Here is a 24887-nt window from a genome sequence, read left to right as displayed (position 1 = left end):
GCGAGAGGGAGAAGAGCATGCGCGCGGCATTCATCGACGGCAAGGAGCGGATCGAGGTCCGCGAGGCCCCGACGCCCGAGCCGGGGGAGGGCGAGGTGCGGATCCGCGTCGACAGTGTCGGCATCTGCGGCTCCGACCTGCACTACTACTTCGAGGGCGCGAACGGCGAGTACGTGGTGCGGGAGCCCCTCGTCCCGGGGCACGAGCTGTCGGGACGGGTCGATCTCGACCCGTCGGGCCGGCTCGCCCCCGGGACGCCGGTGACGGTCCATCCCGCGCGCTTCGGGACCCCGGAGCGCGGCATCGAGGACGACCCGCACCTGTGGCCGGGCGGGTCGTACCTCGGCAGCGCGTCGACGTGGCCGCACACCCAGGGCGGCATGAGCGAGCAGCTCGTCGTGCGGGCCGACATGATCCGCGTCCTGCCCGACGCGCTGCCCGTTCGTCGCGCCGTGCTCGCCGAGCCGCTGGGCGTCGCGCTGCATGCCGCCACCCGGGTCGGCGACCTCGCCGGCGCCCGGGTGCTCGTGTCGGGTGCCGGGCCGATCGGCCTGCTCGCGGTCGCCGCGGCCCGCGCACGGGGTGCCGCGCACATCACCGTCAGCGACGTGCTCGAGGCCCCGCTCGCGCGGGCCGAGGAACTCGGGGCCGACGCGCTCGTTCGCGTGGGCACCGAGGAGCTCCCGCAGAGCGCGTTCGACGTCGTCTTCGAGTGCTCGGGGGCGCCCGTCGCGATCTCGTCGGCCGGCACGGCGGTGCGCCGCAAGGGCGTCGTCGTGCAGGTCGGGATGGTCCCGAACGAGCCGCGGCCGGTGAACCTCGCGCCGTACATCTCGAAGGAGGTGCACCTCGTGGGCACCTTCCGGTTCCATGACGAGATCGACGAGGCCGTCGCGCTGCTGGCGGCCGACCCCGGCATCGAGAAGGTCGTCACGCACGCGCTTCCCCTCGCCGAGGTCGCCGAGGCCTTCCGGATCGCGCGCGATGCGCAGGTTTCCGGCAAGGTGGTCGTGACGCTGCAGAGCGACGCTGGCTGACGAGGAGGTCGGAGCATGACGAACCCGCGCGACATCGTGATCGGCGTCGACATGGGGACGACCGCCACGAAGGCGGTCGCCTACACGGTCGACGGCGAGCTCGTCGCCTCGGCCTCGCAGGGCTACCCGCTCGAGGAGCCGCATCCCGGTCACGCCGTGCAGGACCCCGAGCTCATCCTGGGCGCGGTCTACGCATCGGTGCGCGAAGTCGTCGCCGAGATCGGCGCGGAGCGCGTCGCGGGGCTGTCGTTCTCGTCGGCGATGCACTCGCTGCTGGCGCTCGACGCGCAGCTGCAGCCGATCACGCCCGTCGTCACGTGGGCCGACACGCGCGCGGCGGTGCAGGCGGAGCGGCTGCGCGCGTCCGCGAGCGGGCTCGCCCTCCATCGGCGCACGGGAACGCCCATCCATCCCATGTCGCCGCTCACCAAGCTCATCTGGTTCCGCGAGCAGGAGCCGCGGATCCGCCAGCAGGCGGCCATCTGGGCGGGGATCAAGGACTGGGTGCTGCTGCGGATGTGCGGTGCGCTCGTCATCGACCACTCGCTCGCGTCGTGCTCGGGGCTCATGGACATCCACCGCCTCGACTGGGACGAGGAGGCGCTCTCGCTCGCGGGCATCCGCGCCGAGCAGCTCCCCGAGCTCGTCCCGACGACCACGGTGCTCGACGCGCTCACGGAGGAAGGGGCGTCCGCCACGGGCCTCCCGCTCGCGACCCCCGTGGTCGTCGGCGCAGGAGACGGCCCCCTCGCCAATCTCGGCGTGGGAGCCGTGCGGCCCGGGGTCGCGGCCTGCTCGATCGGCACAAGCGGGGCGCTGCGCGTCGCCGTCCGCCGACCCGCGGTCGATCCGCGCGGCGGCGTCTTCTGCTACGCCCTCACGGAGGACCGCTGGGTCATCGGCGGGGCGATCAACAACGGCGGCGTGACCCTCGAGTGGGTGCGATCCGAGATCGCCGGCGGCCACGAGCTGTCCACGGCAGAGCTGCTCGATGCGGCGGCGACCGTGCCGGCCGGCTCGGGCGGCCTGATCATGCTGCCCTACCTCCTCAGCGAGCGCGCACCGCACTGGAGCAGCATCGCGCGCGGCGCCTACATCGGGCTCACCCGCGCACATCGCACGGAGCACCTCGTGCGCGCCGCGGTCGAGGGCGTCGCCCTGCAGCTGGCCCTCGTCCTGCAGTCGATGCGCGCGGCCGACCTCGAGGTCGAGGAGATCCGTGCGACGGGCGGCGTCATGAAGCACCCGCTGTGGCAGCAGACCCTCGCGGATGCGTTCGGCGCTCCGGTCGGCCTGCTCGAGGGGCAGGAGGGCTCCAGCTACGGCGCGGCCCTCCTCGGCATGCAGGCGCTCGGGCTCATCGAGTCGATCGACGTCGCGGCCGAGCGCCTGCCCGTGCACGAGACCATCCGCCCGCATCCCGGCGACGCCGCCGTCTACGGAGCGCTCCTGCCCGTCTTCGACGAGCTGTACGACGCCCTCCTGCCGACGTACACGCGGCTTCGGCGGCTCGCGCCCTCGCTTCCGATCGCGTTCTGAGGCGGATGGACGGGGAGCGTCCCCGGGTGCTTCCGGCCGTTCACCTCGGCGTCGCCGCGCAGCCGCATGCGCGACACCGTCGTGCTCGCGCGGTTCGGTTCGCTGGCGGCATGAAGCGAATCCTCTCCCGGAGGCCCCAGCGCTTGGCCGCGGCCGCCGCGGCGGCCGCCGTGGCCGTCTCCCTCGTCCCCGCTCCCGCCCTGGCCGCGAACGAGAAGGGCGGCGCGCCCGTCGACGAGCCCACGCTCGTCGCGCGCGCGACCCTCTCCGCCGACCACCTCGAGGAGGGGCCGCCGTCGGGCGCCCTCGCGACCCCCGCGAACGGCCGCACGGGCCCGTGGGAGGGCCAGGTCATCCCCGGGTTCTCCGCCATGATCGACAACGGCGACGGCACGTTCTGGGCTCAGCCCGACAACGGGTTCGGCTCCAAGGCGAACTCCGCCGACTTCCTCCTGCGCAGCTACCTCGTCCGTCCCGACTGGGAGACGGCGGAGGGCGGCTCCGGCGAGACCGCGGTCGAGCGGTTCATCTCGTACAACGACCGCGACAACCTCCTGGACTTCCCGATCGTGAACGAGGGCACGGAGGAGCGGCTGCTCACGGGCGCCGACTTCGACATCGAGTCGGTCGTGCGCGCGAAGGACGGCACGTTCTGGGTCGGCGAGGAGTTCGGGCCGTTCCTGCTCCACTTCGACGCCGAGGGCACGCTCCTCGAGAAGCCCTACGCGCTCGAGGGCGCGAAGTCGCCGCAGAACCCCTACCTCTCGGCCGGAGAGACGCCGCGCGTGCGCTCGAGCCGCGGCTTCGAGGCGCTCGCGATCTCGACGAACGGCCACTACCTGTACCCGGTGGTCGAGGGCGCGTACGCCGACGACGCCGACCAGCGTCGCCGGGAGATCCTGGAGTTCGACATCCGCGCCGGCGCGTACACGGGGCGCACCTGGAGCTACCAGGCCGACCAGGAGGCCAACGTCATCGGCGACGCCTTCGCCGTCCGCGGCGGCGATCTGCTGCTCGTCGAGCGCGACGACTTCGAAGGCGAGCAGGCCGTGACCAAGCGCGTGTACCGCGTCGCCCTGGACAGCGTGGACGACGACGGATACGTCGAGAAGACCCTCGCGCTCGACGCGCTGCGCATCGCGAACCCGAGCGGGATCGGCGCGGGCGACGGCTACGGGACGGGCGAGGTCTTCTCCCTCCCCGTCCAGTCGTTCGAGACGGTCGTGCAGCTGCGCGGCGGCGACCTTCTCATCGGGAACGACAACAACTACCCCGGCAACGACGCGCGCGTGCCGGGCACGCCCGACGACACCGAGTTCGCGGTCGTGTCGTTCGAGAAGACGCGACCGCAGGTCTCGGCGGTCGACGTCATCGGCCACCGCGGCGCGAGCGGGTACCGTCCCGAGCACACGCTCGCGGCGTACGAGACGGCCATCCTGCAGTGCGCCGACTACATCGAGCCGGATGTCGTGTCGACGAAGGACGGCGTCCTCGTGGCCCGGCATGAGAACGAGATCGGCGGGACGACCGACGTCGCCGCCCATCCGGAGTTCGCCGATCGCCGGACGACGAAGGTCATCGACGGCGTGAGCGTGACGGGCTGGTTCACGGAGGACTTCACGCTCGCCGAGCTGCGCACGCTGCGCGCCAAGGAGCGCGTTCCGCACGTCCGCCCTGGCAGCGCGGCCTATGACGGGCTGTACCTGATCCCCACCCTCGACGAGGTGATCGACCTCGCCCGCCACTCCACGACGTGCGACGGGGAGCCCGTCGGGATCGCGCCCGAGACGAAGCACCCCACCTACTTCGACGGGATCGGCCTCTCGCTCGAGGAGCCGCTCGTCGCGGCGCTCGAGGCCGACGGGATGAATCGCGCGGACGCGCCCGTCGTCATCCAGAGCTTCGAGACCGGCAACCTGCGCGATCTCGACGCGATGACGGATGTCCGGATCGCCCAGCTCGCGAACTCGTCGGGCGCACCGTTCGACCTGCGCGCCGCGGGCGACCCGCGCACGTACGCCGACCTCGTCACGCCCGAGGGGCTCGCGGAGATCGCGACGTACGCCGACATCCTCGGCGCCGAGAAGTCGGTCGTCATCCCGCGCGCGGCCGATGGCACGCTCGCCGAGCCGACCGCGGTCGTCGCCGACGCGCACGCCGCCGGACTCGAGGTGCACGGGTGGACGTTCCGGCTCGAGAACCAGTTCCTGCCCGCCGAGTTCCGGTCGAGCGCCGACCCGAATGCGGCCGGCGATCTCGCCGGGGAGCTGCGCGCGTTCGTCGATGCCGGCCTCGACGGCGTCTTCAGCGACCATCCCGACGTCGCCGTCGAGGCCGTGGCCGACGCGCGCTGACCGGCCGGCGCCATCCGCTCGGCCGCCGCGTGACACGCGGCGTCATCCGCCCGGCTCCCCTCTTCGCGCGGGGAGCCGGGCGGCTTACCATGTCGGGATGTCCTCCGGGAAGAAGAAGAGCAAGCGGGTCAAGCCGAAGAAGTCCTGCTGCAAGTCGAAGCCACGCTGCAAGCGGTGCCCCATCCGCCTGCTCGCCGAGGGCAGACTGGACCCAGCGGACGCGAAGAAGATCTTCGCGAAGGACCGCAACCGCAAGCAGGCGAAGAAGGCCAAGCTGGCACTCCCCGAGGGCTGAGGAGGCGAGTCGGGCCGCAGGACACAGGGGGAAGCATGGCACTCGAGCGGATCGCGATCGTCTGGAACCCGTCGAAGACCGAGCGCGAGGTGCTCGAGACCGGGCTCGCCGCCGCGCTCGGCGATGACGAGCGGGAGATCTCGTGGTGGGAGACCACGGTCGAGGATCCCGGTCAGAAGGCGACGGAGGATGCGCTCGAGTGGGGTGCCGACGTGATCGTCGCGGCGGGCGGCGACGGCACGGTGCGCGCGGTCGCGGAGCGCCTCGCGGAGCCGGGCGCGGGCGCGGAGCTCGCGATCGTGCCCCTGGGAACCGGCAACCTGCTCGCGCGCAACCTCGACATCCCGCTCAACAACCCGCAGGCGGCGTTTGCTCGCGCGCTCGCCGACGAAGCGCGCGTGATCGACATCGGATGGATCGAGACGGCCGTCGACGGGGCGCCCACGCGGCAGGCCTTCGCCGTCATGGCCGGCTTCGGCATCGACGCGCACATGATCGTGGAGACCGACGACGACCTCAAGAGCAAGGTCGGATGGCTCGCCTACGTGGAGTCCCTCGGGCGCGCGGTCAACGCGAGCGAGGTCATCGAGCTGCGGATCGCGGTCGACGGGGGAGAGGCCGTGACGGCGGCGGGCCACACCCTGATGGTCGGCAACTGCGGCATGCTGCAGGGCGGCATCACGCTTCTGCCCGACGCGGATCCGTCGGACGGCGAGCTCGACCTGCTGCTGCTGAGCGCGGAGGGCATCGCCGGATGGCTGGACACCCTGCGCTCGTTCGTGTGGGACAACGGCATCCGCCGTCTCATGGGTGCGACCGACCGCGCCGAGAGCGGCGACACGGCGGCCCACGCGCGGGCGACGTCGGTCGCGGTCGAGCTGCCGGAGCCGCGTGTGCTCGAGGTCGACGGCGACGACCTCGGCGAGGTGACGCAGTTCACGGTCGAGATCCAGCCCGGCGCGCTGCGCGTGCGCTGACGTCGGGCGGTGCGCGTCCTCTGCAGCTTCGTCGGCGGCGCGGGGCATCTTCTCCCGCAGCTGCCGCTCCTGCGCGCCTTCGCGGCCGCAGGTGGCGAACTCACCCTCGTCGGGCGGGTCTCCGCAACCCGCGCCGCCCCCGACGGCGTCTTCGAGAGGGTGGTCTCCACCCAGGACCGACGCGCGCGCAGGGCGACCGAGATCGGGCCGCTCGGCCGCGTCGACAGGGATGCGGAGATCGCTGTCGTCGCGGACCATTTCGCGGGCGCCGCGGCACGTCGATCGGCCGAACGCGTCGCACCGCTTCTGCCGGGCACCGATCTGCTCGTCTGCGACGAACTCGACTTCGGTGCGATGGCGGCGGCACAGGGCGCGGGGATCCCCGTGGTCGTCGTGGCCGTGCTGGCGTCCGGTGCGCTCGTGCGCGGCGACCGTATCCGGGCGCAGCTCGATGCGCTCGGCGGAGCGCTGGGACTGTCCGATGCCATCCGATGGCAGGGTGATGCCTTCGTCGTGCCGTTCGCTCCTTCGCTGCGCGACCCCGGGCATCCCGCCCCGCCGCACACGCTCTGGCTGAGCCCCGATGCCGGCGCATCGCCTGACCCCGACGGATCCGTGGTCGCGACGCTGGGGACCGAGTTCAACACCGAGTGCGGCGATCTGTTCGAGCGCATCCTGGCGGCGCTCGCCGATCTCGGCCGACCGAGCGTGCTTGCGATCGGCAGCGACCTCGATCCCGCGCGCTTCGGTCCGCAGCCCGGCCATGTGCAGGTGCGGCGGTATGTCGACCTTCCCGCGCTCGCTGCGCGCGCGAGCGCGGTGATCCATCACGGCGGCAGCGGCATGCTCGTCGCAAGCGTGCTGGGCGGCGCGCCGCAGGTGGTTCTCCCGATGGGCGCTGACCAGCCCTTCAACGCCGACCGGGTCTCCGCGCTGGGGCTCGGAACGGTGCTCGACGTGCACAGCGCGACTCCGTCCGCCATCCGTGACAGCGCGGCGGCGCTTCTCGCCGACAGCGATGCCCGGATGCGGGTCGGAGCCGTCCGCGAGGAGCTCCTCGGCCTGCCCTCGCCGGCCGACGTCGCCGAGGAGATCCTGCGCGGCCTGCTCTGAGCATCCGAGCCGGGCCCGCCGCGTCGGCGGCTATGCCTGCGGCAGGCGGATGGTCCCGGTCGCGGAGTGCTCGGTCGGCATGCGATCGCGCTGGTAGGTGATCGAGTCGTAGCCGTGCGGGGCGGGGTTGCCGTCCTCGCCGAGGTTCACGAAGACGATCTTCTCGATCGTGAGGATCGTCCGCCGCGTGATCATGTTGCGCACGACAGCGCGCATCGTGAGCGACGTGCGGCCGAAGTGCGTCGCGATGAGGCCCATCTCGATGAGATCGCCCTGCACAGCCGACGCCTCGAAGTTGATCTCCGAGATGAACTTCGTCACGACGCGGTAGTTGCCGAGCTGGATGATCGCGTAGATCGCGGCTTCCTCGTCGATCCACTTGAGCAGGCTCCCGCCGAACAGGGTGCCGTTCGCGTTGAGGTCCTCGGGGCGGACCCACTTGCGCGTGTGGAAGTTCATGCGGCCGTCGTCTGCGGAAGTGCTCATCGCGGCCAGCCTACGCGCGGGGCCGCTCCGCGGCGACGGCTCCGCGCCGTGAAAGCATGGACAGGTGAACAGCGCCAACCTCAGCCGTGAAGCAGCGGCCGCGCGATCCGCGGCCATCACCGTCCACGCCATCCGCGTCGAGCTCGATCTCACGGGAGCACCCGATCCGCAGCGCAGCGGCTTCCCGACGACGAGCGTCCTCGAGTTCGACGCGACGGCCGAGGAGACGTGGATCGACTTCATCGGAGAGGCCGTCGAGTCCGTCGAGGTGAACGGCGTCGCGCACGATGTCGAGTGGGATGGCGCGCGCATCCGCGTCTCGGGCCTCGCCGACCGCAACACCGTGCGCATCGCGGCACGCGGCGCGTACAGCCGATCGGGCGAGGGCCTGCACCGGTTCGTCGACCCCGTCGACGGCGAGACCTATCTGTACACGCAGTACGAGCCCGCCGACTCCCGCCGGGTGATGGCCTGCTTCGAGCAGCCCGACATGAAGGCGCGGTACACGTTCCGCGTCTCCGCGCCGAGCGGATGGCACGTGCTCTCGAATCAGAGCGCGGTCGCGTCGGAGGAGGCGGATGGCGCGCAGCACGTCGAATTCGCGCCGACTCTGCCGTTCTCGAGCTACATCACGTCGGTCGCCGCGGGCCCCTACCACCGCGTCGACGGCGTCTGGCGCCGCGACGAGCAGGAGGTCGCGCTCGGCGTCCTCTGCCGCGGGTCGCTCGCAGAGCACCTCGACGCGGACGAGGTGCTCGAGGTCACGCGCCAGGGCCTCGACTTCTTCACGGACGCGTTCGCGTTCCCGTACCCGTGGGGCAAGTACGACCAGGTGTTCGTTCCCGAGTACAACCTCGGGGCGATGGAGAATCCCGGTCTCGTGACCTTCACGGAGGCCTACGTGTACCGCGGCGCGTCGACGACGGCGCAGCATGAGGCGCGCGCCAACACGATCCTCCACGAGATGGCGCACATGTGGTTCGGCGATCTCGTCACGATGCGCTGGTGGGACGACCTCTGGCTCAAGGAGTCCTTCGCCGACTACATGGGCTCGCACGCGGCCGCCGCGGCGACCCGGTTCGCAGACGCCTGGGTGACGTTCGCGAATCGACGCAAGGCGTGGGCGTATCAGCAGGACCAGCTGCCGACGACTCATCCGATCGTCGCCGACATCCCCGATCTCGAGGCAGCCAAGCTCAACTTCGACGGGATCACCTACGCGAAGGGCGCATCGGTCCTCAAGCAGCTCGTCGCGTTCGTCGGCGAGGAGGCGTTCTTCGAGGGGTCTCGACGCTACTTCGCCGCGCACGCGTACGGGAACACGACCCTCGAGGATCTGCTTGCGCAGCTCGAGGCCGTGTCCGGCCGCGACGTCCGCGCGTGGTCGCGCGCGTGGCTCGAGACGACCGGCATGTCGACGATCTCGGTCGAGCGCGGGCAGGGCCTCACCGTCGTGCAGACCGATCCGCGTCCGCACCGGCTCTCGCTCGGCCTGTACGCGCTCGACGCGGGCCGCCTCGTCCGCCGCGCATCGCTCGACCTCGACATCCGCGCGGAGCGCACGACCGTGGATCTCCCGGTCGCCCCCGACGTCGATCTGATCCTCCCGAACGACGGCGACCGCACATACGCCAAGGTCCGCCTCGACGCGCGCTCGCTCGACGCCGTGCACGAGGCGCTCTCGACCATCGACGATGCGCTCGCGCGCGGGCTCGTGTGGTCGGCGCTCTGGAACGCGGCCCGCGACGGGGAGCTCCCGACGGGGCGGTACCTCGAGATCGTCCGGCGTCACGCACCGGCCGAGTCGAACGTCGCGCTGCTCGGCGGCGTGCTCGCGAACTCCGCCTACGCGGTCGGGCACTACACGCCGGAGTCGTCGCGCGCGACCGAGCGTGCGGCATGGCTCGAGACGACGTGGCAGGGGATGACCGCGGCGGCACCGGGGTCGGACGGCCAGCTCGCCTGGGCGCGTGCGGTCGCGTCGGCGGCGGCCTTCCACGACGGGCGCGCCGCCGACCTCCGTGCGATCCTCGCGGGCGAGCGGCCAGCGCCGGATGGTCTCGCTCTCGACCCCGACCTCCGCTGGGCGTGGCTCGCGGCGCTCGCCGCAACCGGGCATGCGACGACTGCCGACGCCGACGCCGAGCTCGCGCGCGACGACACCGCGAGCGGCCGGACGGAGCACCTCCGGGTGCTCGCGTCGCGCCCTGACGCCGTGGTCCGCCGGGACGCGTGGAACGCCGCGTGGGAGGACCGGACGCTCACGAACGACCACCTCTCGGCGACCATCTCGGGCTTCCGCGCCGGCGGCCGGCGCGACCTCGTGGCCGAGTTCGACGACGCCTACTTCGCGCGGATCCGCGCCGCGTGGGAGGAGCGCAGCATCGAGATCGCGGGGCGCCTCGTGCGCGGGCTGTTCCCCGAGGCCGATTCGCTCGATCGCGTCGACGCGTGGCTCGCCGCGAACGGCGACGCCCCGGCCGCACTGCGCCGGATCGTCATCGAGGAGCGCGACCACCTCGCGCGCGCCCTGCGGGTCCGCGGGGCTCAGCCGGCCTGATCGCCGTCGTCCGCCTCGCGGCCGAGCATGCGCGCGTGCAGGGCGCGGATCTCGGCCGCGAGCTCGGGCGCGGGGCCGGCGACGCGGACGCCGGGCGCGACCGCCGTGATCGGCAGCGCGGCGACGGGGCCAGGGGCGACGCCCCACGCGCGATGCCACGCGCCCAGCTGCTCGGTGCTCGACGCGTACACGATGCGCCCGAGCCCGACCCAGGCGTGCGCAGCGGCGCACATCGGGCAGTGCTCACCCGAGGTGTACACGGTGCACGTCCGCCGCTCGGCGGGCGACAGGTGCGCGGCTGCCCAGCGTGCGATCTCGAACTCCGGGTGGCGGGTGGCGTCGCCGTCCTTCACGCGGTTGCGGTCCTCGAAGCGCACGAGGCCCTCGGCGTCGACGAGGACGGAGCCGAACGGCTCATCCCCGTCGTCGAGGGCCTCGCGCGCGAGGTCGACGCAGCGGCGCAGGTGCGCCAGATCGGTGTCGCTCAGGGTGGTGCTCATGTCGCGACGATAGCGCGGCCCTGGCCTCAGATCCGGACGAGCATCTTCCCGGTGTTCGCGCCGCGCATCATGTCGAGGAACGCGTCGACCGCGTGGTCGATGCCGTCGACGATCGTCTCGTCGTAGGCGATGCGTCCCTCCGCGAGCCAGCCGCCCATCCGCTCCTGGAACTCCGGCGCCGCCGACAGATGCTTGCCGACCGTGAAGCCCTCGAGGCGCAGACCGCGCGTGACGAGGTTCGACAGGTTGTCGGGGCCCGGCACGGGGCCGTCGGCGTTGTACGTGGCGATCGCCCCGCACAGGGCCGCGCGGCCGCCGTCGTTGAAGGCGTCGAGGGCGGCCTCGAGGTGGTCGCCGCCCACGTTGTCGAAGTAGACGTCGATGCCCTCGGGCGCGACGTCGGCCAGCTGCTGACGGATGGGGGCGACCTTGTAGTCCACCGCCGCGTCGTAGCCGTACTTCTCGGTGAGCAGGGCGACCTTCTCGGGCGAGCCCGCCGAGCCGATCACGCGCTTCGCGCCGAGGAGCCGCGCGATCTGGCCCGCGGCCGTGCCCACGGCTCCGGCCGCGCCCGAGATGAAGACCGTGTCGCCCTCCTTCATCTCCGCGATGCGAGTGAGCCCGACGTACGCCGTGAGCCCGGTCATCCCGAGGATGTGGAGCCGCAGCGAGAGGGGCACGCCGGGCAGGTCGGGGACGACTCGGAACGCCGACGCGTCAGCCTGCGCGATGTCGCGCCATCCGAGCTGGTGCACGACGACGCTGCCCACCGGCACGTCGTCCGACGCCGACGCCACGACCCGTCCGACCGCTCCGCCCTCCATGGTCTCGCCGAGCGCGTACGGCGCGACGTAGCTGCGCGCGTCGTTCATGCGCCCGCGCATGTACGGGTCCACGGAGACGAACGCGTTCTCCACACGGACCTCCCCGGGAGCGAGGTCGCCGTAGGTCACCTGGACCGTGCGGAAGTCCTCGTGGGTCGGCCAGCCCTGAGGGCGGGACACGAGCTGGATCTGAGTGCTGACGGCGGATGGCATGGGCCGGGTTCTCTCCTTCGCTGCGGTTTCGCGGGGTGCGTCGATCACAGGGCGAGGCCGATCGCGAGCGCGATCACAGACAGGGCAGGGACCAGGCCCTGCTTCAGCGCGGCCGCGGCCTTGTCGGGGCTCGAGATCAGGAGCACGAGGCTCGCGGCCAGCATCGAGCCCACTCCGGTGAAGACGAGGGTCGCCCCGACGACGGCCGCGCCCGTGGCGAACAGCACGACGCCGAGTGCCGCGACGATCGCGAGGAACAGGTTGTAGAAGCCCTGGTTGAAGGCGAGCTCCTTCTGCGCCTCGGCCGCCTCGCGCGTCTGGCCGAACGTCCTGAGGGCGCGCGGGCTCGTCCAGGCGATCGACTCGAGGAAGAAGATGTAGACGTGGACGAGTGCCGCGACGGCGGCGAGCACGAGACCTGCGACGATCATGATCGACCTTTCTGTAATGACCGTTACAATATAGTCCGGGGAACGGGTGACGGGAGCGGACATGGGGCGGATTCCGAGCTTCGACCGCGCGGAGGTCGTGCGCGCGGCGCGCGGCGTGTTCTGGCACGAGGGCTATGAGGGCGCGTCGGTGCCGGCGCTCGAGGAGGCGACGGGGCTGCGGCGGTCGAGCCTCTATCACGCGTTCGGATCCAAGCGCGGTCTCTTCGACGCCGCCGTCGAGAGCTACCTCGACGAGGTCGTGCGCCCGCGCCTGCGGCCGCTGCAGGGCGCGGACGTGGCGGTGACCGCGGCACGCGACTACCTCGTGGGCCTGCGCGATGCGCTCGCGCGGGCGCGCACGCTCCCGGCCACGAGCGGGTGCCTCCTCATCAACGCCGCGTCGGCGCCGATCGGCGACGACCACGCGGTCGCCGAGACGGTCGCGGCCTACCGTGCCGAGCTGCGCGACGCGCTCGCCGCAGGCGTCGCGGCACGGCATCCGGAGCGGTCGCAGGGCGAGCGGCTGCGACTCGCGGAAGCGCTCACGGGGCTCGTCGTCGCGGCGCTCGCCACCGTGCGGGTCGACGCGCAGGCGGCGGCGCGCACGCTCGACACTGCGGTCGACCTGCTGGAGGGCTGAGCTCCGCGGGATCAGCGCGCGTCCGCGGCGTCGCGGTACGCGACGGCGTACCGGATGTGGGTCACGCCCGTGCCCTCGACGACCTGGAGCTGCGTGAGCTCGATGTCCCGGCGGCCGATCCCGTCGAGGTACCGCGTGCCGGCGTGCAGCAGCACGGGCGCGAGGTCGATGCGGATCTCCTCGAGGACGCCGCGGTCGAGGCACTGGCGCACGATGTCGGCGCCCGCGACGTTGATGTCGCCGTCGCCGGCGAGCTCGCGCGCGATCCGCAGTCCCTCGTCGAGGTCGCCGACGAAGGTGAAGGGCGCGTCCGGCACGGGCGGCCAGCCTTCCGGAGGCGGTCGATGCGTGACCACGACGGTCGGCGAGTCGCCGGGCGGCCTCCCGCCCCAGCCCCGCGCGTCGTCGAAGATCCCGCGTCCGGCCACGAACGCGCCCTCGGTGTCGTTCTGCCGCCAGTAGTCGGCGCTCGCCTGCGACATGTGGAACACGAGGCCGTAGCCGCGCAGCGGCACCTCGACGTCGCCGTTCTCGTACCAGTCGAAGAGCGCGCCGACCCGGCCGTGCTCGTCGGCGATGAATCCGTCGAGAGACGTCGTGAAGCTCGAGAACACCACTCCCATGCGCCTGCCTCCTCGGGGCCGCCTGCGACTGACGCTAGGCACCCGCGGCGGCGCCGTCAACGCCGGTCGTCGTGTCAGCGCCGGTTCATGTCGCGTTCACGGCCGGGGAGAACGATCGAGCGTCACCGTTCCCCGAACCGAGGAGAGACCTTGCTCCCCCGACTGCTCACCGTCACCGCGATCGGCACGGCCGCCGTGCTCGTCGGCGCCTCCGCCGCGCAGGCGCGCCCTCACCACGACGAGCCCGATGAGCTCACGGCCGTGCTCGAGACCCCCGCGCTGTGGGACGAGGACGACGCCGACGCCGACGACCCCGCGATCTGGATCGACGAGGACGACCCAGAGGACAGCGTGGTCATCGCGACCGCGAAGGAGGCCGGCATCTACGTGTACGACCTCGACGGCGAGGAGCTCCAGCACATCGCCCCGAAGCCGGCACCCGGCGACGACCACGCGCCCGGCCGCTACAACAACGTCGACATCGTCGAGGACTTCGAGCTCGACGGCGACGAGGTCGACCTCGCGGTCGCGTCCGACAAGGGCATGGACGACCTGGGCATCTTCGTCATCGACGACGGCGAGCTGACCGAGGTCACCGACCCCGACGCCGGCTGGGTCTTCAGCGCCTCTCAGGAGGAGATCGACGGCGAGCACAGCGCGTACGGCCTCACGACGTGGCAGGACGACGACGGCGCGTACGCGCTCGTCAGCCGCAACTCCGAGACGGAGGTGGCCCTCCTCGAGCTGAAGGCGCGCGAGGACGGCACCGTCGGCTGGGAGCGCATCCGCGAGCTCGCCCTGCCGGCCGCGTTCACGCTGCCCGACGGCTCCACCTGGACGACGTGCGACGACCCCGGCGAGTACGCGCAGGTCGAGGGGATGGTCGTGGATGAGCGGACAGGGACGGCCTACCTCGGCCAGGAGCTCGTGGGCATCTGGAAGGTCGACGCCGACCTCACCGGAGAGCCCGAGCTCGTCGACACCGCGGCCGAGTTCGGCCAGCCCGCCGTGTACGACCCGGAGACCGACGAGTGCGTCGCGGGGGAGAACCCCGGCTTCGGAGGCGATGCGCTGCGCACCGACATCGAGGGGCTCACGATCTACCGCACGAAGGGGAAGAAGGGCTACCTCCTCGCCTCGAGCCAGGGCGACGACACCTTCGCCGTCTACGAGCTGCAGGGCGGGAACGACTACGTCGGCTCGTTCGCGATCGGCGACGGCGCGGTCGACGGCACGCAGCACAGCGACGGCGCGGACGCGGTGAGCGCGAGCCTGCCCGGGTTCGACGGGGGACTGCTCGTCGTGCAGGACGGCGACAACACGCCGGAGGGCTCCGACGAGGCGAGCACGAACTTCAAGTTCCTCGCCTGGGAGGACGTCGCGGAGCGCAGCGGCCTCGACCTCGACGTCGCACGCCGGTGACGGGTCGGAGGGAAGCCGCCGGCGGGGCGGCTCCCCTCCGCGACCGAGACGGGATACATCGCGAGGATGACCGGATGGGGCCGCCCGGCGGACGACGCCGCGGGAGGCCGTCCGATGTCATGGAGGCATGCACACTCCAGACCCTCGACCCGATGCCTCCGCCCATGCCCCGTCCGCCCCGCTGCTCAGCGGACGCGGCCTGACGAAGGCCTACGGGCCGACCTACGCGCTCGCGGGCGTCGACATCGACGTGCGCCCGGGCGAGGCCGTCGCGATCATGGGCGCCTCGGGGTCGGGCAAGACCACCCTGCTGCACGTGCTCGCGGGCATCATCACCCCCGATGCCGGGACGGTGACCCTCCAGACGCGCACGGGCGCCAGGCTCGTGAACGACCTGCGCGAGTCCGAGCGCTCGAAGCTGCGTCGCGAGGAGCTCGGCTTCGTGTTCCAGCAGGGCCTCCTCCTGCCTGAGCTCACGGCCGTCGAGAACGTCGCGCTCCCGCTCATGCTCGCCGGCCATCCGCGGGAGGCGGCACAGGCGCACGCCGGGCAGTGGCTCGCGGCGCTGGGCCTCGCCGGTATGGAGGACCGTCGCATCGGCCAGCTCTCCGGCGGCCAGGCGCAGCGCGTCGCGATCGCGCGCGCCCAGGCGACCGGAGCGCGCGTCGTGTTCGCCGACGAGCCGACCGGCGCGCTCGACTCGGCCACGTCGGCCGACGTGATGACCGCCCTGCTCGACGCGACCCTGCGTCAGGGGCACGCGCTCGTCGTGGTCACGCACGATCCGCAGGTCGCGGCGCGCTGCACGCGGACCATCCGCCTGAGCGACGGACGGATCGTCCAGGGCGAGCGGACGACGGCGGTGGCGCGATGACCGCGCTGGCGGCCGAGCGCACGGCGCCTCCCGCGCCGCTCGGGCAGGGGAGCGGCCGCGCCCCGGTGCTGCGCCTGACCTGGCACCTCTCGCGACCGAGCGCGCAGAGCGCGGCTGCGCTCGCGCTGCCCGCCGTCGCGTTCGCCGTGACGACCGCTCTCCTCCTCACCGTGCTCGGGGGCGTGCTCATGTTCTGGGCCTGGCCGGTCGACGACGCCGGCATCGTCCCGCTCTACCAGGTGCTGAGCGTCGTGGCGCTCGCGATCCTCGCGGTGCCGCTCATGGCTCTCGGCGGCGCTGCGGCCCGGCTCTCGGCGCGCCGTCGCGACGACCGGCTCGCGACGCTCCGCCTCCTCGGGGCGACGCCCCGCCTCGTCACGATCATGACCGTGCTCGAGTCGACGGCGGTCGCCGTGGCCGGGGCGCTCGTCGGCATCGTGCTCTACCTCGGGCTCATGCCGTTCGTCGGCCTCATCCCGTTCCTCGGACGGCCGATCGGCGCGGCATCGCTCTGGGTCGGACCCGGGCCGCTTCTCGGGGTCGTCGCCGCGGTCGGCGCGGTCGCCGCCCTCAGCGCGGGGCTCGGGCTGCGCCGCGTCAACATCTCGCCGCTGGGTGTGCGGACGAGGCAGGAGGCGCCGCGGCTGCACTGGCTGCGGGCGGTCATCGCCGTCGCGGTCGTCGCGGGTGCGTATGCGGTGCTCAGCGCCCTGGGAGCGCTGCCGGGATACGCCGCCGTCGTCATCGCGGTCGGCGGCTGCTTCGCCGCGGGCGTGGGGGTGCTCGGGCTCATCGGGCCGTGGGCGATCGGCGTGCACGCGCGGCTCCGCGTGAAGCGCGCGACGACCCCCGAGCGGCTCATCGCGGCGCGCGCCGTCCTCGAATCCCCCAAGGCCGCATGGCGGCAGGTCGGCGGGATGGCCATGACGACGTTCGTCGCGGTGGTCGGCGGCTCGGGCATGGCCTTCGCCGAGGCGACCCCGGCCGGCGAGGGAGCGGAGGCCTACCTCATGGTCGACGTGCGCACGGGCATCCTCATCACGCTCGTCGTCTCGTTCCTCATGGTCGCGTGCTCGGTGGGCGTCAATCAGGCGGCGGCCATCCTCGACCGGCGCGGGCTCTACGTCGCGCTCGATCGCATCGGCATGCCGCGGGCGACGATGGAGGCCGCCCGCACGCGCGCGACGATGGGGCCGCTGCTCTTCACAGTCATCGTCTCGGCGCTCGCCGGGGGCGCGCTCGTCTTCCCGCTCCTCGGCATGTCGCTCATCCTCGCGCCCATCTCGATCCTCGTCATGGTCGCGTGCTTCGCGCTCGGCATCCTGCTCGTGTGGCTCGCCCTGCGCGCGACCCGCCCCGTGCTCACCCGCGTGCTGCGGGACCCCGAGCGGACCGAGTAGCCGTCAGCCGCGCGCCGCGATGAGCGCAGCCGCCTCGTCGACGTCGTCCACGAGGTGCACGTGCCCCGCCATGGACCGCCCCTCCGCGAGAGCGCGCAGGAGCGGCCAGGCGGGGTACGTCTCCGTCCAGTGCCGCCGGCCGACGAGCACCATCTCGCCCACGGCCTCCGGCGTCGCGTAGTAGTTCTCGCACGCGTCCTGGAAGATCTCCTGCACGGTTCCGCCGGCGCCGGGCAGGAAGACGATGCCGCGGTCGCAGAGCTGCAGGAGGATCGACTCTCGCAGCGCGTTCCGGAAGTACTTCGCGATGGCCGTCGCGAAGAGGTTCGGCGGCTCGTGCCCGTAGTGCCAGGTGGGCACGCCGAGCGTGTCGACAGGCGACGCGAGGTCGGCGAGGACGGCGCGCGCCGATGAGGCCCATCTGTCGACCGACGGATGGAAGGACGGATGCACGGCGAGGGTCGCGAGCGCCGCATCGAGAGCGTCCTCGGGGAGATCGGCGAAGCGCGCGCCCAGATTCGCGGCCTCCATCGCGCCGGGACCCCCTCCGGTCGCGACGACGAGGCGGCCGTCGGGGCGCTGCGCCGCGAGGAAGCGCCCCAGCCGCGCGGCTTCGCGGTAGTCGGGCTCGCCGCGCCGGAGGGCGTGGCCGCCCATCACGCCGACGAGGTGCCGCCCCGCGACCCAGCGCTCGAGCGCCGCGTCGACCCCCGCGTCATGCAGCACGCGGGCGAGGACGGCGTCAGGGTCGCGCGCTTCCTGCGACCAGGCGTACGCGCGTCCGTCGAGGGATGCGCCCCACGCCGGCGCGTCGTAGAGCTCGTCGGCCGTGTAGAGCGCGTCGCGATGAGGGTCGACGGGGGCGAAGGCGACGTCGGGGAGCACGAGCGCGCCCCGACCGGCGTGGAGCTCGGCGTCCCCCGGGGCGAGCGCGCATCCCGCGAAGGTCGCGCGCGACGTGTCGCAGTCCGCGAGCTGCCCGGACCGCTCGCGGAGGTCGAGGCCGAGCAGGCGCCATCCGCGCAGGCTCCGCGCGCCCTGCGCGAGCCGGGCGTCGAACTCGGCCAGGGACTCCACCACGACGATCCGCCCGCGCCTGTGCCTCATCCGTCCGAGGTTAGCGCGGTGCCGTGCCGCGTCAGGCCGGGCGGGGCCACCATGCGGGAAGGTGCTGGAAGATCGCGCGCGTGTACGACTCCTCGTCGGCGTCGTCGCTCGTCGCCCAGCGCAGGGCGGCGCCCACGAACCCGCCTGCGACATACGCGGCAGCGACCGCGTCGTCGAAGACCACATCGAAGCCGCGTTCGCGGAACCGCGACAGCGCCGTGGCGCAGCGCTCGTCGAAGAGGGCCTGCAGCCGTCGGCGGAAGTCGAGGGAGAACTCCGAGGCGAGGAGCGCGCGCAGGGCGGGGCGCTCCTCGGTGATGCCGCGCAGGACGGCCGCGGTCGCCTCCTCGTACCGCGCGGCGAGGTCGTCGAGCGAGTCTCCCGGCTGCACGGAGATCTCGGCGGCGGCGTCGAGCCAGCGCGCGTGCATGTCGGACGCGACGTCGCCCACGTTCGTGTAGTGCCCGTAGAACGTCGTCCGGTGCACACCGGCCGCACGACACAGCTCGGCGACGCCGATGTCGGTCAGCGCCTCGCGCGTGAGCAGGTCGTGCAGCGCCTCCTGCAGCCGCCTGCGGCTGCGCAGCGCTCGGGGGTCCTCCGCCATCCCTCCAGTGTGCCCGATCGCGGCATCCCGCACATCCCGCACTGCAAGCGCTTGCGCGGAAGGGGCCGAGTCGGCGGTGACTCTTCATGTTTCTCGCTGCAAGCGCTTGCAGAATCACCGCCGAGGTTGCTACCTTCGGCGGGACGCCTGGCGTCATCACCCGAGCACCCCGGAGAAGACGTGTCGAAGACGACCGCTGCGCGACGTCGCGCGCTTGCCCTCATGACCATCCCCGCCCTCGCGCTCTCGGGCGCGGTCGGCTCCGCCGTGTCCGCGAGCGCCGCCGATCGGTCGCCTGCGCTCGTGGGCAGCCTGCAGAGCGAGCTCGGCTGCGCCGACGACTGGCTGCCGGACTGCTCGGAGACCGAGCTCGCGCCGACCGGCGTCGAGGGCGTGTACGCCGCCGAATTCGAGGTGCCGGCGGGCAGCTACGACTACAAGGTCGCGCTGAACGACACATGGGACGAGGCGTACGGGCTCGACGGGGGAGCCGACGACATCCCGCTCGCCGTCGCGGGGCCTGCGACGCTGCGGTTCGTCTTCGACGACAACCTCAAGCGCGTCGGCGTCGAGGTCGTGGATCTCACGGGCGGGTACACGGCGGAGGACGACGCGCTCGTCGCGGCGCCTGTGCGGCAGCCCGGCTCCGACGAGCGGTTCTACTTCGTGATGACCGACCGGTTCGCCAACGGCGACCCCGCGAACGACACGGGCGGCATCGAGGGCGACCGGCTCGCGCACGGCTTCGATCCGACCGACCGCGGGTTCTACCAGGGCGGCGACATCGCGGGCCTGCGCGACAGCCTCGACTACATCGAGGGTCTGGGCACGACGGCGATCTGGCTGACGCCGAGCTTCGCCAACAAGCCCGTGCAGGGCGAGGGCGCGAATGCGAGCGCCGGGTACCACGGGTACTGGGTCACCGACTTCACCCGCATCGATCCGCACCTCGGCACGAACGCCGAGCTCGAGGCGCTCATCGCCGACGCCCACGCGCGCGGCATCAAGGTGTACTTCGACATCATCACGAACCACACCGCCGACGTCATCGACTACGCCGAGGGCCAGTACGGGTACATCGACCAGGCGACGAGCCCGTATCGCGACGCGGACGGCAGCGCCTTCGACCCGGCGGACTACTCCGGAACGGGATCGTTCCCGGCTCTCGACGCGGAGACGTCGTTCCCGTACACGCCCGTGACGAGCGACCCCGAGGCCAAGACCCCCGCGTGGCTCAACGACCCGACGCTGTACCACAACCGCGGCAACTCGACCTGGTCGGGGGAGTCGGTGACCTACGGCGACTTCGACGGGCTCGATGACCTCATGACCGAGCACCCGACCGTCGTGAACGGCTTCGTCGAGGTGTACCGCGACTGGGTCGACCTCGGCATCGACGGCTTCCGCATCGACACCGTCAAGCACGTCGACTTCCCGTTCTGGGAGACCTGGACGAAGGAGGTCCTCGACTACGCGCACGCGCAGGGCAAGGACGACTTCTTCATGTTCGGCGAGGTCTACGACGCCGACCCGGTCAAGCTCGCGCCGTACGTGCGCGACACCGACATGAACTCGGTCCTCGACTTCGCCTTCCAGTCCTCGGCAGCGGGCTTCGCGGCGGGCAACTCCGCGAAGGGCCTCCAGGGCCTCTTCGACGGCGACGACCGCTACACGACGCCCGACTCGTCGGCGACGGCGCTGCCGACATTCCTCGGGAACCACGACATGGGGCGCATCGGCTACCTCCTCCAGAACACGGGCGAGGCCCTCGAGCGGGACGAGCTCGCACACGAGCTGCTGTTCCTCACGCGCGGGCAGCCGGTCGTCTACTACGGCGACGAGCAGGGCTTCGCGGGCACGGGCGGCGACAAGGGCGCACGCCAGACGCTCTTCGCCTCGCAGGTCGCGGAGTACGTCGAGCAGCCCCTCGTGACGGGGGAGACCGCGGGATCCGTCGACCGCTACGACACGTCGGCGCCGCTCTACACGCACATCGCCGAGCTCGCTGCGCTGCGCGAGGCGCACCCCGCGCTGTCGACCGGCGCCCAGATCGAGCTCTACGCCGAGAACGGCGCGGGCGTGTACGCCTTCTCGCGTGTCGATCGCGATGAGAAGGTCGAGTACGTCGTCGCCCTCAACAACGCCGAGGAGGCGCGCACGGTCGAGCTCACCACGCTCACCTCGGACGCGTCCTACGCTCCCGTGCACGGCGCGGACGCGCCCATCGCGAGCGACGCGTCCGGCACGGCATCGGTCACCGTCCCCGCACTCGGCGCGGTCGTCTACCGCGCCGACGCGACGGTGTCGGCGGGCGTTGCCGCGCCCGCCGTGCAGATCGCGGCCCCGACACCCGGCGCAGGCCTCGACGGCCTCGCACCGATCTCGGCGGAGGTCGAGGGCGACGGATGGATCGAGACGAGCTTCTCGTGGCGCACCGTCGGAGAGGATGCCTGGCACGCGCTCGGCACCGCCGAGGACACCGAGCCGCGCGTGTTCCACGACGTCTCGGAGCTGCCAGCGGGAACGCTCGTTGAGTACCGCGCCGTGGTGACCGATGCCGCGGGCAACCGCTCGGCGGCCTCGACCTACGCATCGGCCGGCAATGCGGTCGACCTCGTCGAGAGCGAGGAGCCGGAGACGCCGATCGAGCTCGTCACGGTGCCCGGAAGCCACAACTCCGAGCTCGGCTGCGCGGGGGACTGGGACCCGGCGTGCGAGGCGGCGAAGCTCGAGCTGCAGGCGGGCGGTGTCTACGCCGGCACGTTCGACCTGCCCGCGGGCGACTACGAGTACAAGGTGGCGCTGAACGGCAGCTGGACCGTGAACTACGGCCAGGGCGGCGTCCAGGACGGCGCGAACTTCTCGTTCTCACACGACGGCGGCCCGATCACCTTCCTCTTCGACCCGCGCTCGAACGTGGTGCAGTCGACGGCGGAGGGCCCCATCGTCACGGTGTCCGGGAGCTTCCAGAGCGAGCTCGGGTGCGCGGGCGACTGGGCCCCCGACTGCCTCGGCTCACTTCTCTCCGACGGCGATCGCGACGGCGTGTACGAGCTCACGACCGACGCCATCCCCGACGGCGGCTACGAGGCCAAGGTCGCGCACGGGCGCAGCTGGGACGAGAACTACGGCGTCGACGGCGTGCGCGACGGGGCTAACTACTCCTTCAGCGTGGCCGACGGCACGCCCGTGACCTTCCGCTACTCGATCGCCGACCACCGGCTCGAGATCGCCGCGGCCGAGCCGCCGCTCGCCGGGACGGGGGAGCAGCGCGCGCACTGGATCGATGAGGAGACGCTCGTCTGGCCCGCCGACCTCGGGCAGCCCGACGGGGCGTCGTACGAGCTCTACGCCTCGCCGGACGCGAGCCTCGAGCTCGTCGACGGCGCCGTCGAAGGCGCCGACCCCATCGCCCTGACGGTCGTCGACGGGGGCCTCACCGAGGAGCAGCGCGAGCGCTTCCCGGCGCTCGCGGACGGGATCGCGCTGCGGGTCGAAGGGCAGGACGCCGCCGAGCTCGCTCGCGGCGAGCTGGCTGTCGCGCAGCGCGGCGGAGACGGCGTCATCACCGGCTACACCGGCGTCCAGATCCCCGGGCTGCTCGACGCGCTCTACGCTGACGCGCTCGAGCGGGTCGAGCTCGGCGTCACGTTCCAGGGGAGCAAGCCGACCTTCCGCCTGTGGGCCCCCACGGCGCAGTCGGCGACCCTGCTGACGTGGGACGAGGGCGCCGACGGCGATCCGCTCCGCCACGAGGCGCGCTACGACGAGGCCTCCGGAGTGTGGGAGGTCCGCGGGAAGAAGGATCTCAAGGGCGATGAGTTCGCCTGGGAGGTGACCGTCTTCGCGCCGACGACGGGCGCCATCGAGACGAACGTCGTCACGGACCCGTACTCCGTCGCGCTCACGCCGAACTCCGAGCGCTCGGTCGCGATCGATCTCGACGACAGGGCCTGGCAGCCGAAGCAGTGGACGAAGGCGAAGGCGCCCGAGGTCGAGCAGGACGTGGACCGTGCGATCTACGAGCTGCACATCCGCGACTTCTCGATCACGGATGAGTCCGTGCCCGCGGAGGAGCGGGGCACGTACCGCGCGTTCACGCGGGACAGCGACGGCACGCGGCAGCTGCGTCAGCTCGCCGACGCCGGCATCACGACCGTGCACCTCCTGCCGTCCTTCGACATCGCCACGATCGAGGAGGACCGGGCCGCGCAGCTCGAGCCCGACTGCGACCTCGCCTCCATGGGGCCGGCGTCGCCCGACCAGCAGGAGTGCGTGTCGGCGGTCGCCGCTCAGGACGGCTTCAACTGGGGGTACGACCCGTACCACTACTCGGTGCCCGAGGGCTCCTACGCGGTCGACGCCCACGGAGGGGCTCGCGTCGCGGAGTTCCGCTCGATGGTGGGAGCGCTGCACGGCATGGGGCTCGAGGTGGTGCTCGACGAGGTGTTCAACCACACCGCGGAGTCCGGTCAGGGGGAGCGCTCGGTGCTCGACCGCGTCGTGCCGGGCTACTACCACCGCCTCGACGCCGCGGGAGATGTGGAGACGTCGACGTGCTGCCAGAACGTCGCGACCGAGCACGCCGCGGCGCAGAAGCTCATGGTCGACTCGGTGGTGACCTGGGCGCGGGACTACCACGTCGACGGATTCCGCTTCGACCTCATGGGCCACCACTCCGTCGAGAACATGACCGCCATCCGCGCGGCGCTCGACGAGCTCACCCTGCGCCGCGACGGCGTCGACGGATCGTCCATCTACCTCTACGGCGAGGGCTGGGACTTCGGCGAGGTCGCGGGGAACCGGCTCTTCACCCAGGCGAAGCAGGGCCAGCTCGGCGGCACCGGGATCGGCACGTTCAACGACCGGCTCCGCGACGCCGTGCACGGCGGCAGCCCGGTCGACGGATCGTCGACGTTCCGCCAGGGCTTCGGCACGGGCCTCGGCACCGACCCGAACGGCGACCCGATCAACGGCACCGACGAGCAGGCGCTCGCAGACCTCGGCCACGAGACCGACCTCGTGAAGCTCGGCCTCGCGGGCAACCTCCGCGACTACGAGCTGCTCACGTCGGACGGCGAGATCCGCCGGGGCGATGAGATCGACTATCGCGGCGCGCCCGCCGGCTACGCCGACGAGCCATCCGAGGTCGTGAACTACGTCGATGCGCACGACAACGAGACGCTCTACGACCTCTCGGTGTTCAAGCTCCCGGCCGACACCCCGATGGCCGAGCGCGTGCGCATGAACACGCTGTCCCTCGCGACCGCCACGCTGTCGCAGGCGGTGTCGTTCTGGCACGCGGGCACCGAGCTGCTCCGCTCGAAGTCGCTCGACCGCAACAGCTACGACTCGGGCGACTGGTTCAACCGGATCGACTGGTCGGGGCAGGAGTCCACCTTCGGGTCGGGTCTGCCTCCCGAGGCCGACAACGGCGGCAAGTGGAGCATCATGGCGCCCCTCCTCGAGGACCCTGCGCTGAAGCCGACGGCCGACGACATCGCGATGGCCGAGGCCGCGGCGCTCGACCTGCTCGAGGTGCGCTCGGAGGTGGGCCTGCTCACGCTCGGCTCGTCGGAGCTCATCCACGAGAAGGTGTCATTCCCCGCGACCGACGCGCCGGGCACGATCGCGATGTGGATCGACGATCTGCGCGGCGCCGACGCCGACCCCGAGCTCGACGGCGCGCTCGTGTTCTTCAACGCCTCGGATGAGCCGGTCACGCAATCGCTCGCGGGGCTCGAGGGACGCGCCCTCGCGCTCACGCCCGCGCAGGCCGACGGCTCCGACCCGGTCGTCCAGGAGACCTCCTGGAGCGCGGACACGGCGACCATCGAGATCCCGGCGCGGACGGTCGCGGTGCTCGTCGACTGAGCTCGGACCAC

At 72.2% G+C, this 24887-nt stretch carries 19 protein-coding genes; 12 read left to right on the top strand and 7 right to left on the bottom strand.

The genetic code is table 11. The features are described from left to right. The first annotated feature begins 17 nt into the window (after positions 1-17). From PKE79_RS08795 to PKE79_RS08770, 6 genes are all read left to right on the top strand, one after another. Complete coding sequence (locus tag PKE79_RS08795; protein WP_271173319.1) at positions 18-1037, top strand: zinc-binding dehydrogenase; 1020 nt, start codon at positions 18-20, stop codon at positions 1035-1037. Positions 1038-1052: 15 nt separating this feature from the next. Next, positions 1053-2576: a gluconokinase gene (locus PKE79_RS08790; RefSeq protein WP_271173318.1), complete on the top strand. Its 1524-nt coding sequence runs from the start codon at positions 1053-1055 to the stop codon at positions 2574-2576. A gap of 110 nt (positions 2577-2686) precedes the next feature. Next, positions 2687-4930, top strand: a complete 2244-nt coding sequence (locus PKE79_RS08785) for an esterase-like activity of phytase family protein (protein WP_271173317.1) — start codon at positions 2687-2689, stop codon at positions 4928-4930. A 97-nt stretch (positions 4931-5027) separates the two neighbouring features. Further along, positions 5028-5225: a hypothetical protein gene (locus tag PKE79_RS08780; RefSeq protein ID WP_271173316.1), complete on the top strand. Its 198-nt coding sequence runs from the start codon at positions 5028-5030 to the stop codon at positions 5223-5225. 35 nt (positions 5226-5260) lie between these two features. Beyond that, positions 5261-6202, top strand: a complete 942-nt coding sequence (locus tag PKE79_RS08775; RefSeq protein WP_271173315.1) for a diacylglycerol/lipid kinase family protein — start codon at positions 5261-5263, stop codon at positions 6200-6202. Positions 6203-6211: 9 nt separating this feature from the next. Then, positions 6212-7315 carry a nucleotide disphospho-sugar-binding domain-containing protein gene (locus PKE79_RS08770; protein ID WP_271173314.1) on the top strand — a complete coding sequence of 368 codons (1104 nt, stop codon included), beginning with the start codon at positions 6212-6214 and terminating at the stop codon, positions 7313-7315. 30 nt (positions 7316-7345) lie between these two features. On the opposite strand, the gene PKE79_RS08765 is transcribed toward PKE79_RS08770, so the two are convergent. Beyond that, on the bottom strand, positions 7346-7801 hold the full coding sequence (locus PKE79_RS08765) for an acyl-CoA thioesterase (RefSeq protein WP_271173313.1): 456 nt from the start codon (positions 7799-7801) through the stop codon (positions 7346-7348). 64 nt (positions 7802-7865) lie between these two features. Here PKE79_RS08765 and pepN point away from each other — a divergent pair, with 64 nt between their 5' ends. Continuing rightward, positions 7866-10361, top strand: coding sequence for an aminopeptidase N (gene pepN, locus PKE79_RS08760; protein ID WP_271173312.1), 2496 nt, complete (start codon positions 7866-7868; stop codon positions 10359-10361). Here pepN and PKE79_RS08755 read toward each other — a convergent pair. The 3 genes from PKE79_RS08755 to PKE79_RS08745 are packed head-to-tail and all read right to left on the bottom strand — an operon-like array spanning position 10349 to position 12329. Next, a complete protein-coding gene (locus tag PKE79_RS08755; RefSeq protein WP_271173311.1) occupies positions 10349-10861 on the bottom strand; it encodes a nucleoside deaminase in 513 nt (170 codons plus the stop codon). The genes pepN and PKE79_RS08755 overlap by 13 nt on opposite strands. A gap of 26 nt (positions 10862-10887) precedes the next feature. Continuing rightward, positions 10888-11898 carry an NADP-dependent oxidoreductase gene (locus PKE79_RS08750; RefSeq protein WP_271173310.1) on the bottom strand — a complete coding sequence of 337 codons (1011 nt, stop codon included), beginning with the start codon at positions 11896-11898 and terminating at the stop codon, positions 10888-10890. 44 nt (positions 11899-11942) lie between these two features. Next, positions 11943-12329: a DUF1304 domain-containing protein gene (locus tag PKE79_RS08745; protein ID WP_271173309.1), complete on the bottom strand. Its 387-nt coding sequence runs from the start codon at positions 12327-12329 to the stop codon at positions 11943-11945. Positions 12330-12390: 61 nt separating this feature from the next. On the opposite strand from PKE79_RS08745, the gene PKE79_RS08740 reads away from it, so the two are divergent. Then, on the top strand, positions 12391-12969 hold the full coding sequence (locus PKE79_RS08740; protein ID WP_271173308.1) for a TetR/AcrR family transcriptional regulator: 579 nt from the start codon (positions 12391-12393) through the stop codon (positions 12967-12969). An 11-nt stretch (positions 12970-12980) separates the two neighbouring features. Here PKE79_RS08740 and PKE79_RS08735 read toward each other — a convergent pair whose 3' ends face one another. Further along, positions 12981-13592 carry a dihydrofolate reductase family protein gene (locus PKE79_RS08735; protein WP_271173307.1) on the bottom strand — a complete coding sequence of 204 codons (612 nt, stop codon included), beginning with the start codon at positions 13590-13592 and terminating at the stop codon, positions 12981-12983. 150 nt (positions 13593-13742) lie between these two features. Between PKE79_RS08735 and PKE79_RS08730 the strand changes: the two genes are divergently transcribed. The 3 genes from PKE79_RS08730 to PKE79_RS08720 all read left to right on the top strand — a co-directional run bounded on the left by PKE79_RS08730 (position 13743) and on the right by PKE79_RS08720 (position 17288). After that, positions 13743-15014, top strand: a complete 1272-nt coding sequence (locus PKE79_RS08730; RefSeq protein ID WP_271173306.1) for a phytase — start codon at positions 13743-13745, stop codon at positions 15012-15014. Between the two features lie 127 nt (positions 15015-15141). Beyond that, on the top strand, positions 15142-15888 hold the full coding sequence (locus PKE79_RS08725) for an ABC transporter ATP-binding protein (RefSeq protein ID WP_271173305.1): 747 nt from the start codon (positions 15142-15144) through the stop codon (positions 15886-15888). Next, positions 15885-17288, top strand: coding sequence for an ABC transporter permease family protein (locus PKE79_RS08720; RefSeq protein WP_271173304.1), 1404 nt, complete (start codon positions 15885-15887; stop codon positions 17286-17288). The genes PKE79_RS08725 and PKE79_RS08720 overlap by 4 nt, the downstream gene beginning before the upstream one ends. A 3-nt stretch (positions 17289-17291) precedes the next feature. On the opposite strand, the gene PKE79_RS08715 is transcribed toward PKE79_RS08720, so the two are convergent. Together PKE79_RS08715 and PKE79_RS08710 are read right to left on the bottom strand one after the other, a co-directional pair. Continuing rightward, positions 17292-18395: an LOG family protein gene (locus tag PKE79_RS08715; protein ID WP_271173303.1), complete on the bottom strand. Its 1104-nt coding sequence runs from the start codon at positions 18393-18395 to the stop codon at positions 17292-17294. Between the two features lie 31 nt (positions 18396-18426). Then, positions 18427-19002, bottom strand: a complete 576-nt coding sequence (locus PKE79_RS08710; protein WP_271173302.1) for a TetR/AcrR family transcriptional regulator — start codon at positions 19000-19002, stop codon at positions 18427-18429. Positions 19003-19224: 222 nt separating this feature from the next. Between PKE79_RS08710 and pulA the strand changes: the two genes are divergently transcribed. Beyond that, on the top strand, positions 19225-24876 hold the full coding sequence (gene pulA / locus PKE79_RS08705; protein ID WP_271173394.1) for a pullulanase-type alpha-1,6-glucosidase: 5652 nt from the start codon (positions 19225-19227) through the stop codon (positions 24874-24876). Positions 24877-24887: the final 11 nt, after the last annotated feature.

Source organism: Microbacterium barkeri (assembly GCF_027921765.1).
Classification (GTDB): Bacteria; Actinomycetota; Actinomycetes; order Actinomycetales; family Microbacteriaceae; genus Microbacterium; species Microbacterium barkeri.
Note: the sequence above shows the minus strand (reverse complement) of the source record. Positions and strands in the feature narration are given on the sequence as shown.

Excerpts from the sequence above, each read along its gene's own strand:
- PKE79_RS08795 (WP_271173319.1), top strand. The coding sequence starts at position 18 with ATGCGCGCGGCATTCATCGACGGCAAGGAGCGGATCGAGGTCCGCGAG.
- PKE79_RS08790 (WP_271173318.1), top strand. The coding sequence starts at position 1,053 with ATGACGAACCCGCGCGACATCGTGATCGGCGTCGACATGGGGACGACC.
- PKE79_RS08785 (WP_271173317.1), top strand. The coding sequence starts at position 2,687 with ATGAAGCGAATCCTCTCCCGGAGGCCCCAGCGCTTGGCCGCGGCCGCC.
- PKE79_RS08780 (WP_271173316.1), top strand. The coding sequence starts at position 5,028 with ATGTCCTCCGGGAAGAAGAAGAGCAAGCGGGTCAAGCCGAAGAAGTCC.
- PKE79_RS08775 (WP_271173315.1), top strand. The coding sequence starts at position 5,261 with ATGGCACTCGAGCGGATCGCGATCGTCTGGAACCCGTCGAAGACCGAG.
- PKE79_RS08765 (WP_271173313.1), bottom strand. The coding sequence starts at position 7,801 with ATGAGCACTTCCGCAGACGACGGCCGCATGAACTTCCACACGCGCAAG.
- PKE79_RS08755 (WP_271173311.1), bottom strand. The coding sequence starts at position 10,861 with ATGAGCACCACCCTGAGCGACACCGATCTGGCGCACCTGCGCCGCTGC.
- PKE79_RS08750 (WP_271173310.1), bottom strand. The coding sequence starts at position 11,898 with ATGCCATCCGCCGTCAGCACTCAGATCCAGCTCGTGTCCCGCCCTCAG.
- PKE79_RS08745 (WP_271173309.1), bottom strand. The coding sequence starts at position 12,329 with ATGATCGTCGCAGGTCTCGTGCTCGCCGCCGTCGCGGCACTCGTCCAC.
- PKE79_RS08740 (WP_271173308.1), top strand. The coding sequence starts at position 12,391 with ATGGGGCGGATTCCGAGCTTCGACCGCGCGGAGGTCGTGCGCGCGGCG.
- PKE79_RS08735 (WP_271173307.1), bottom strand. The coding sequence starts at position 13,592 with ATGGGAGTGGTGTTCTCGAGCTTCACGACGTCTCTCGACGGATTCATC.
- PKE79_RS08725 (WP_271173305.1), top strand. The coding sequence starts at position 15,142 with ATGCACACTCCAGACCCTCGACCCGATGCCTCCGCCCATGCCCCGTCC.
- PKE79_RS08720 (WP_271173304.1), top strand. The coding sequence starts at position 15,885 with ATGACCGCGCTGGCGGCCGAGCGCACGGCGCCTCCCGCGCCGCTCGGG.
- PKE79_RS08715 (WP_271173303.1), bottom strand. The coding sequence starts at position 18,395 with ATGAGGCACAGGCGCGGGCGGATCGTCGTGGTGGAGTCCCTGGCCGAG.
- PKE79_RS08710 (WP_271173302.1), bottom strand. The coding sequence starts at position 19,002 with ATGGCGGAGGACCCCCGAGCGCTGCGCAGCCGCAGGCGGCTGCAGGAG.
- pulA (WP_271173394.1), top strand. The coding sequence starts at position 19,225 with ATGACCATCCCCGCCCTCGCGCTCTCGGGCGCGGTCGGCTCCGCCGTG.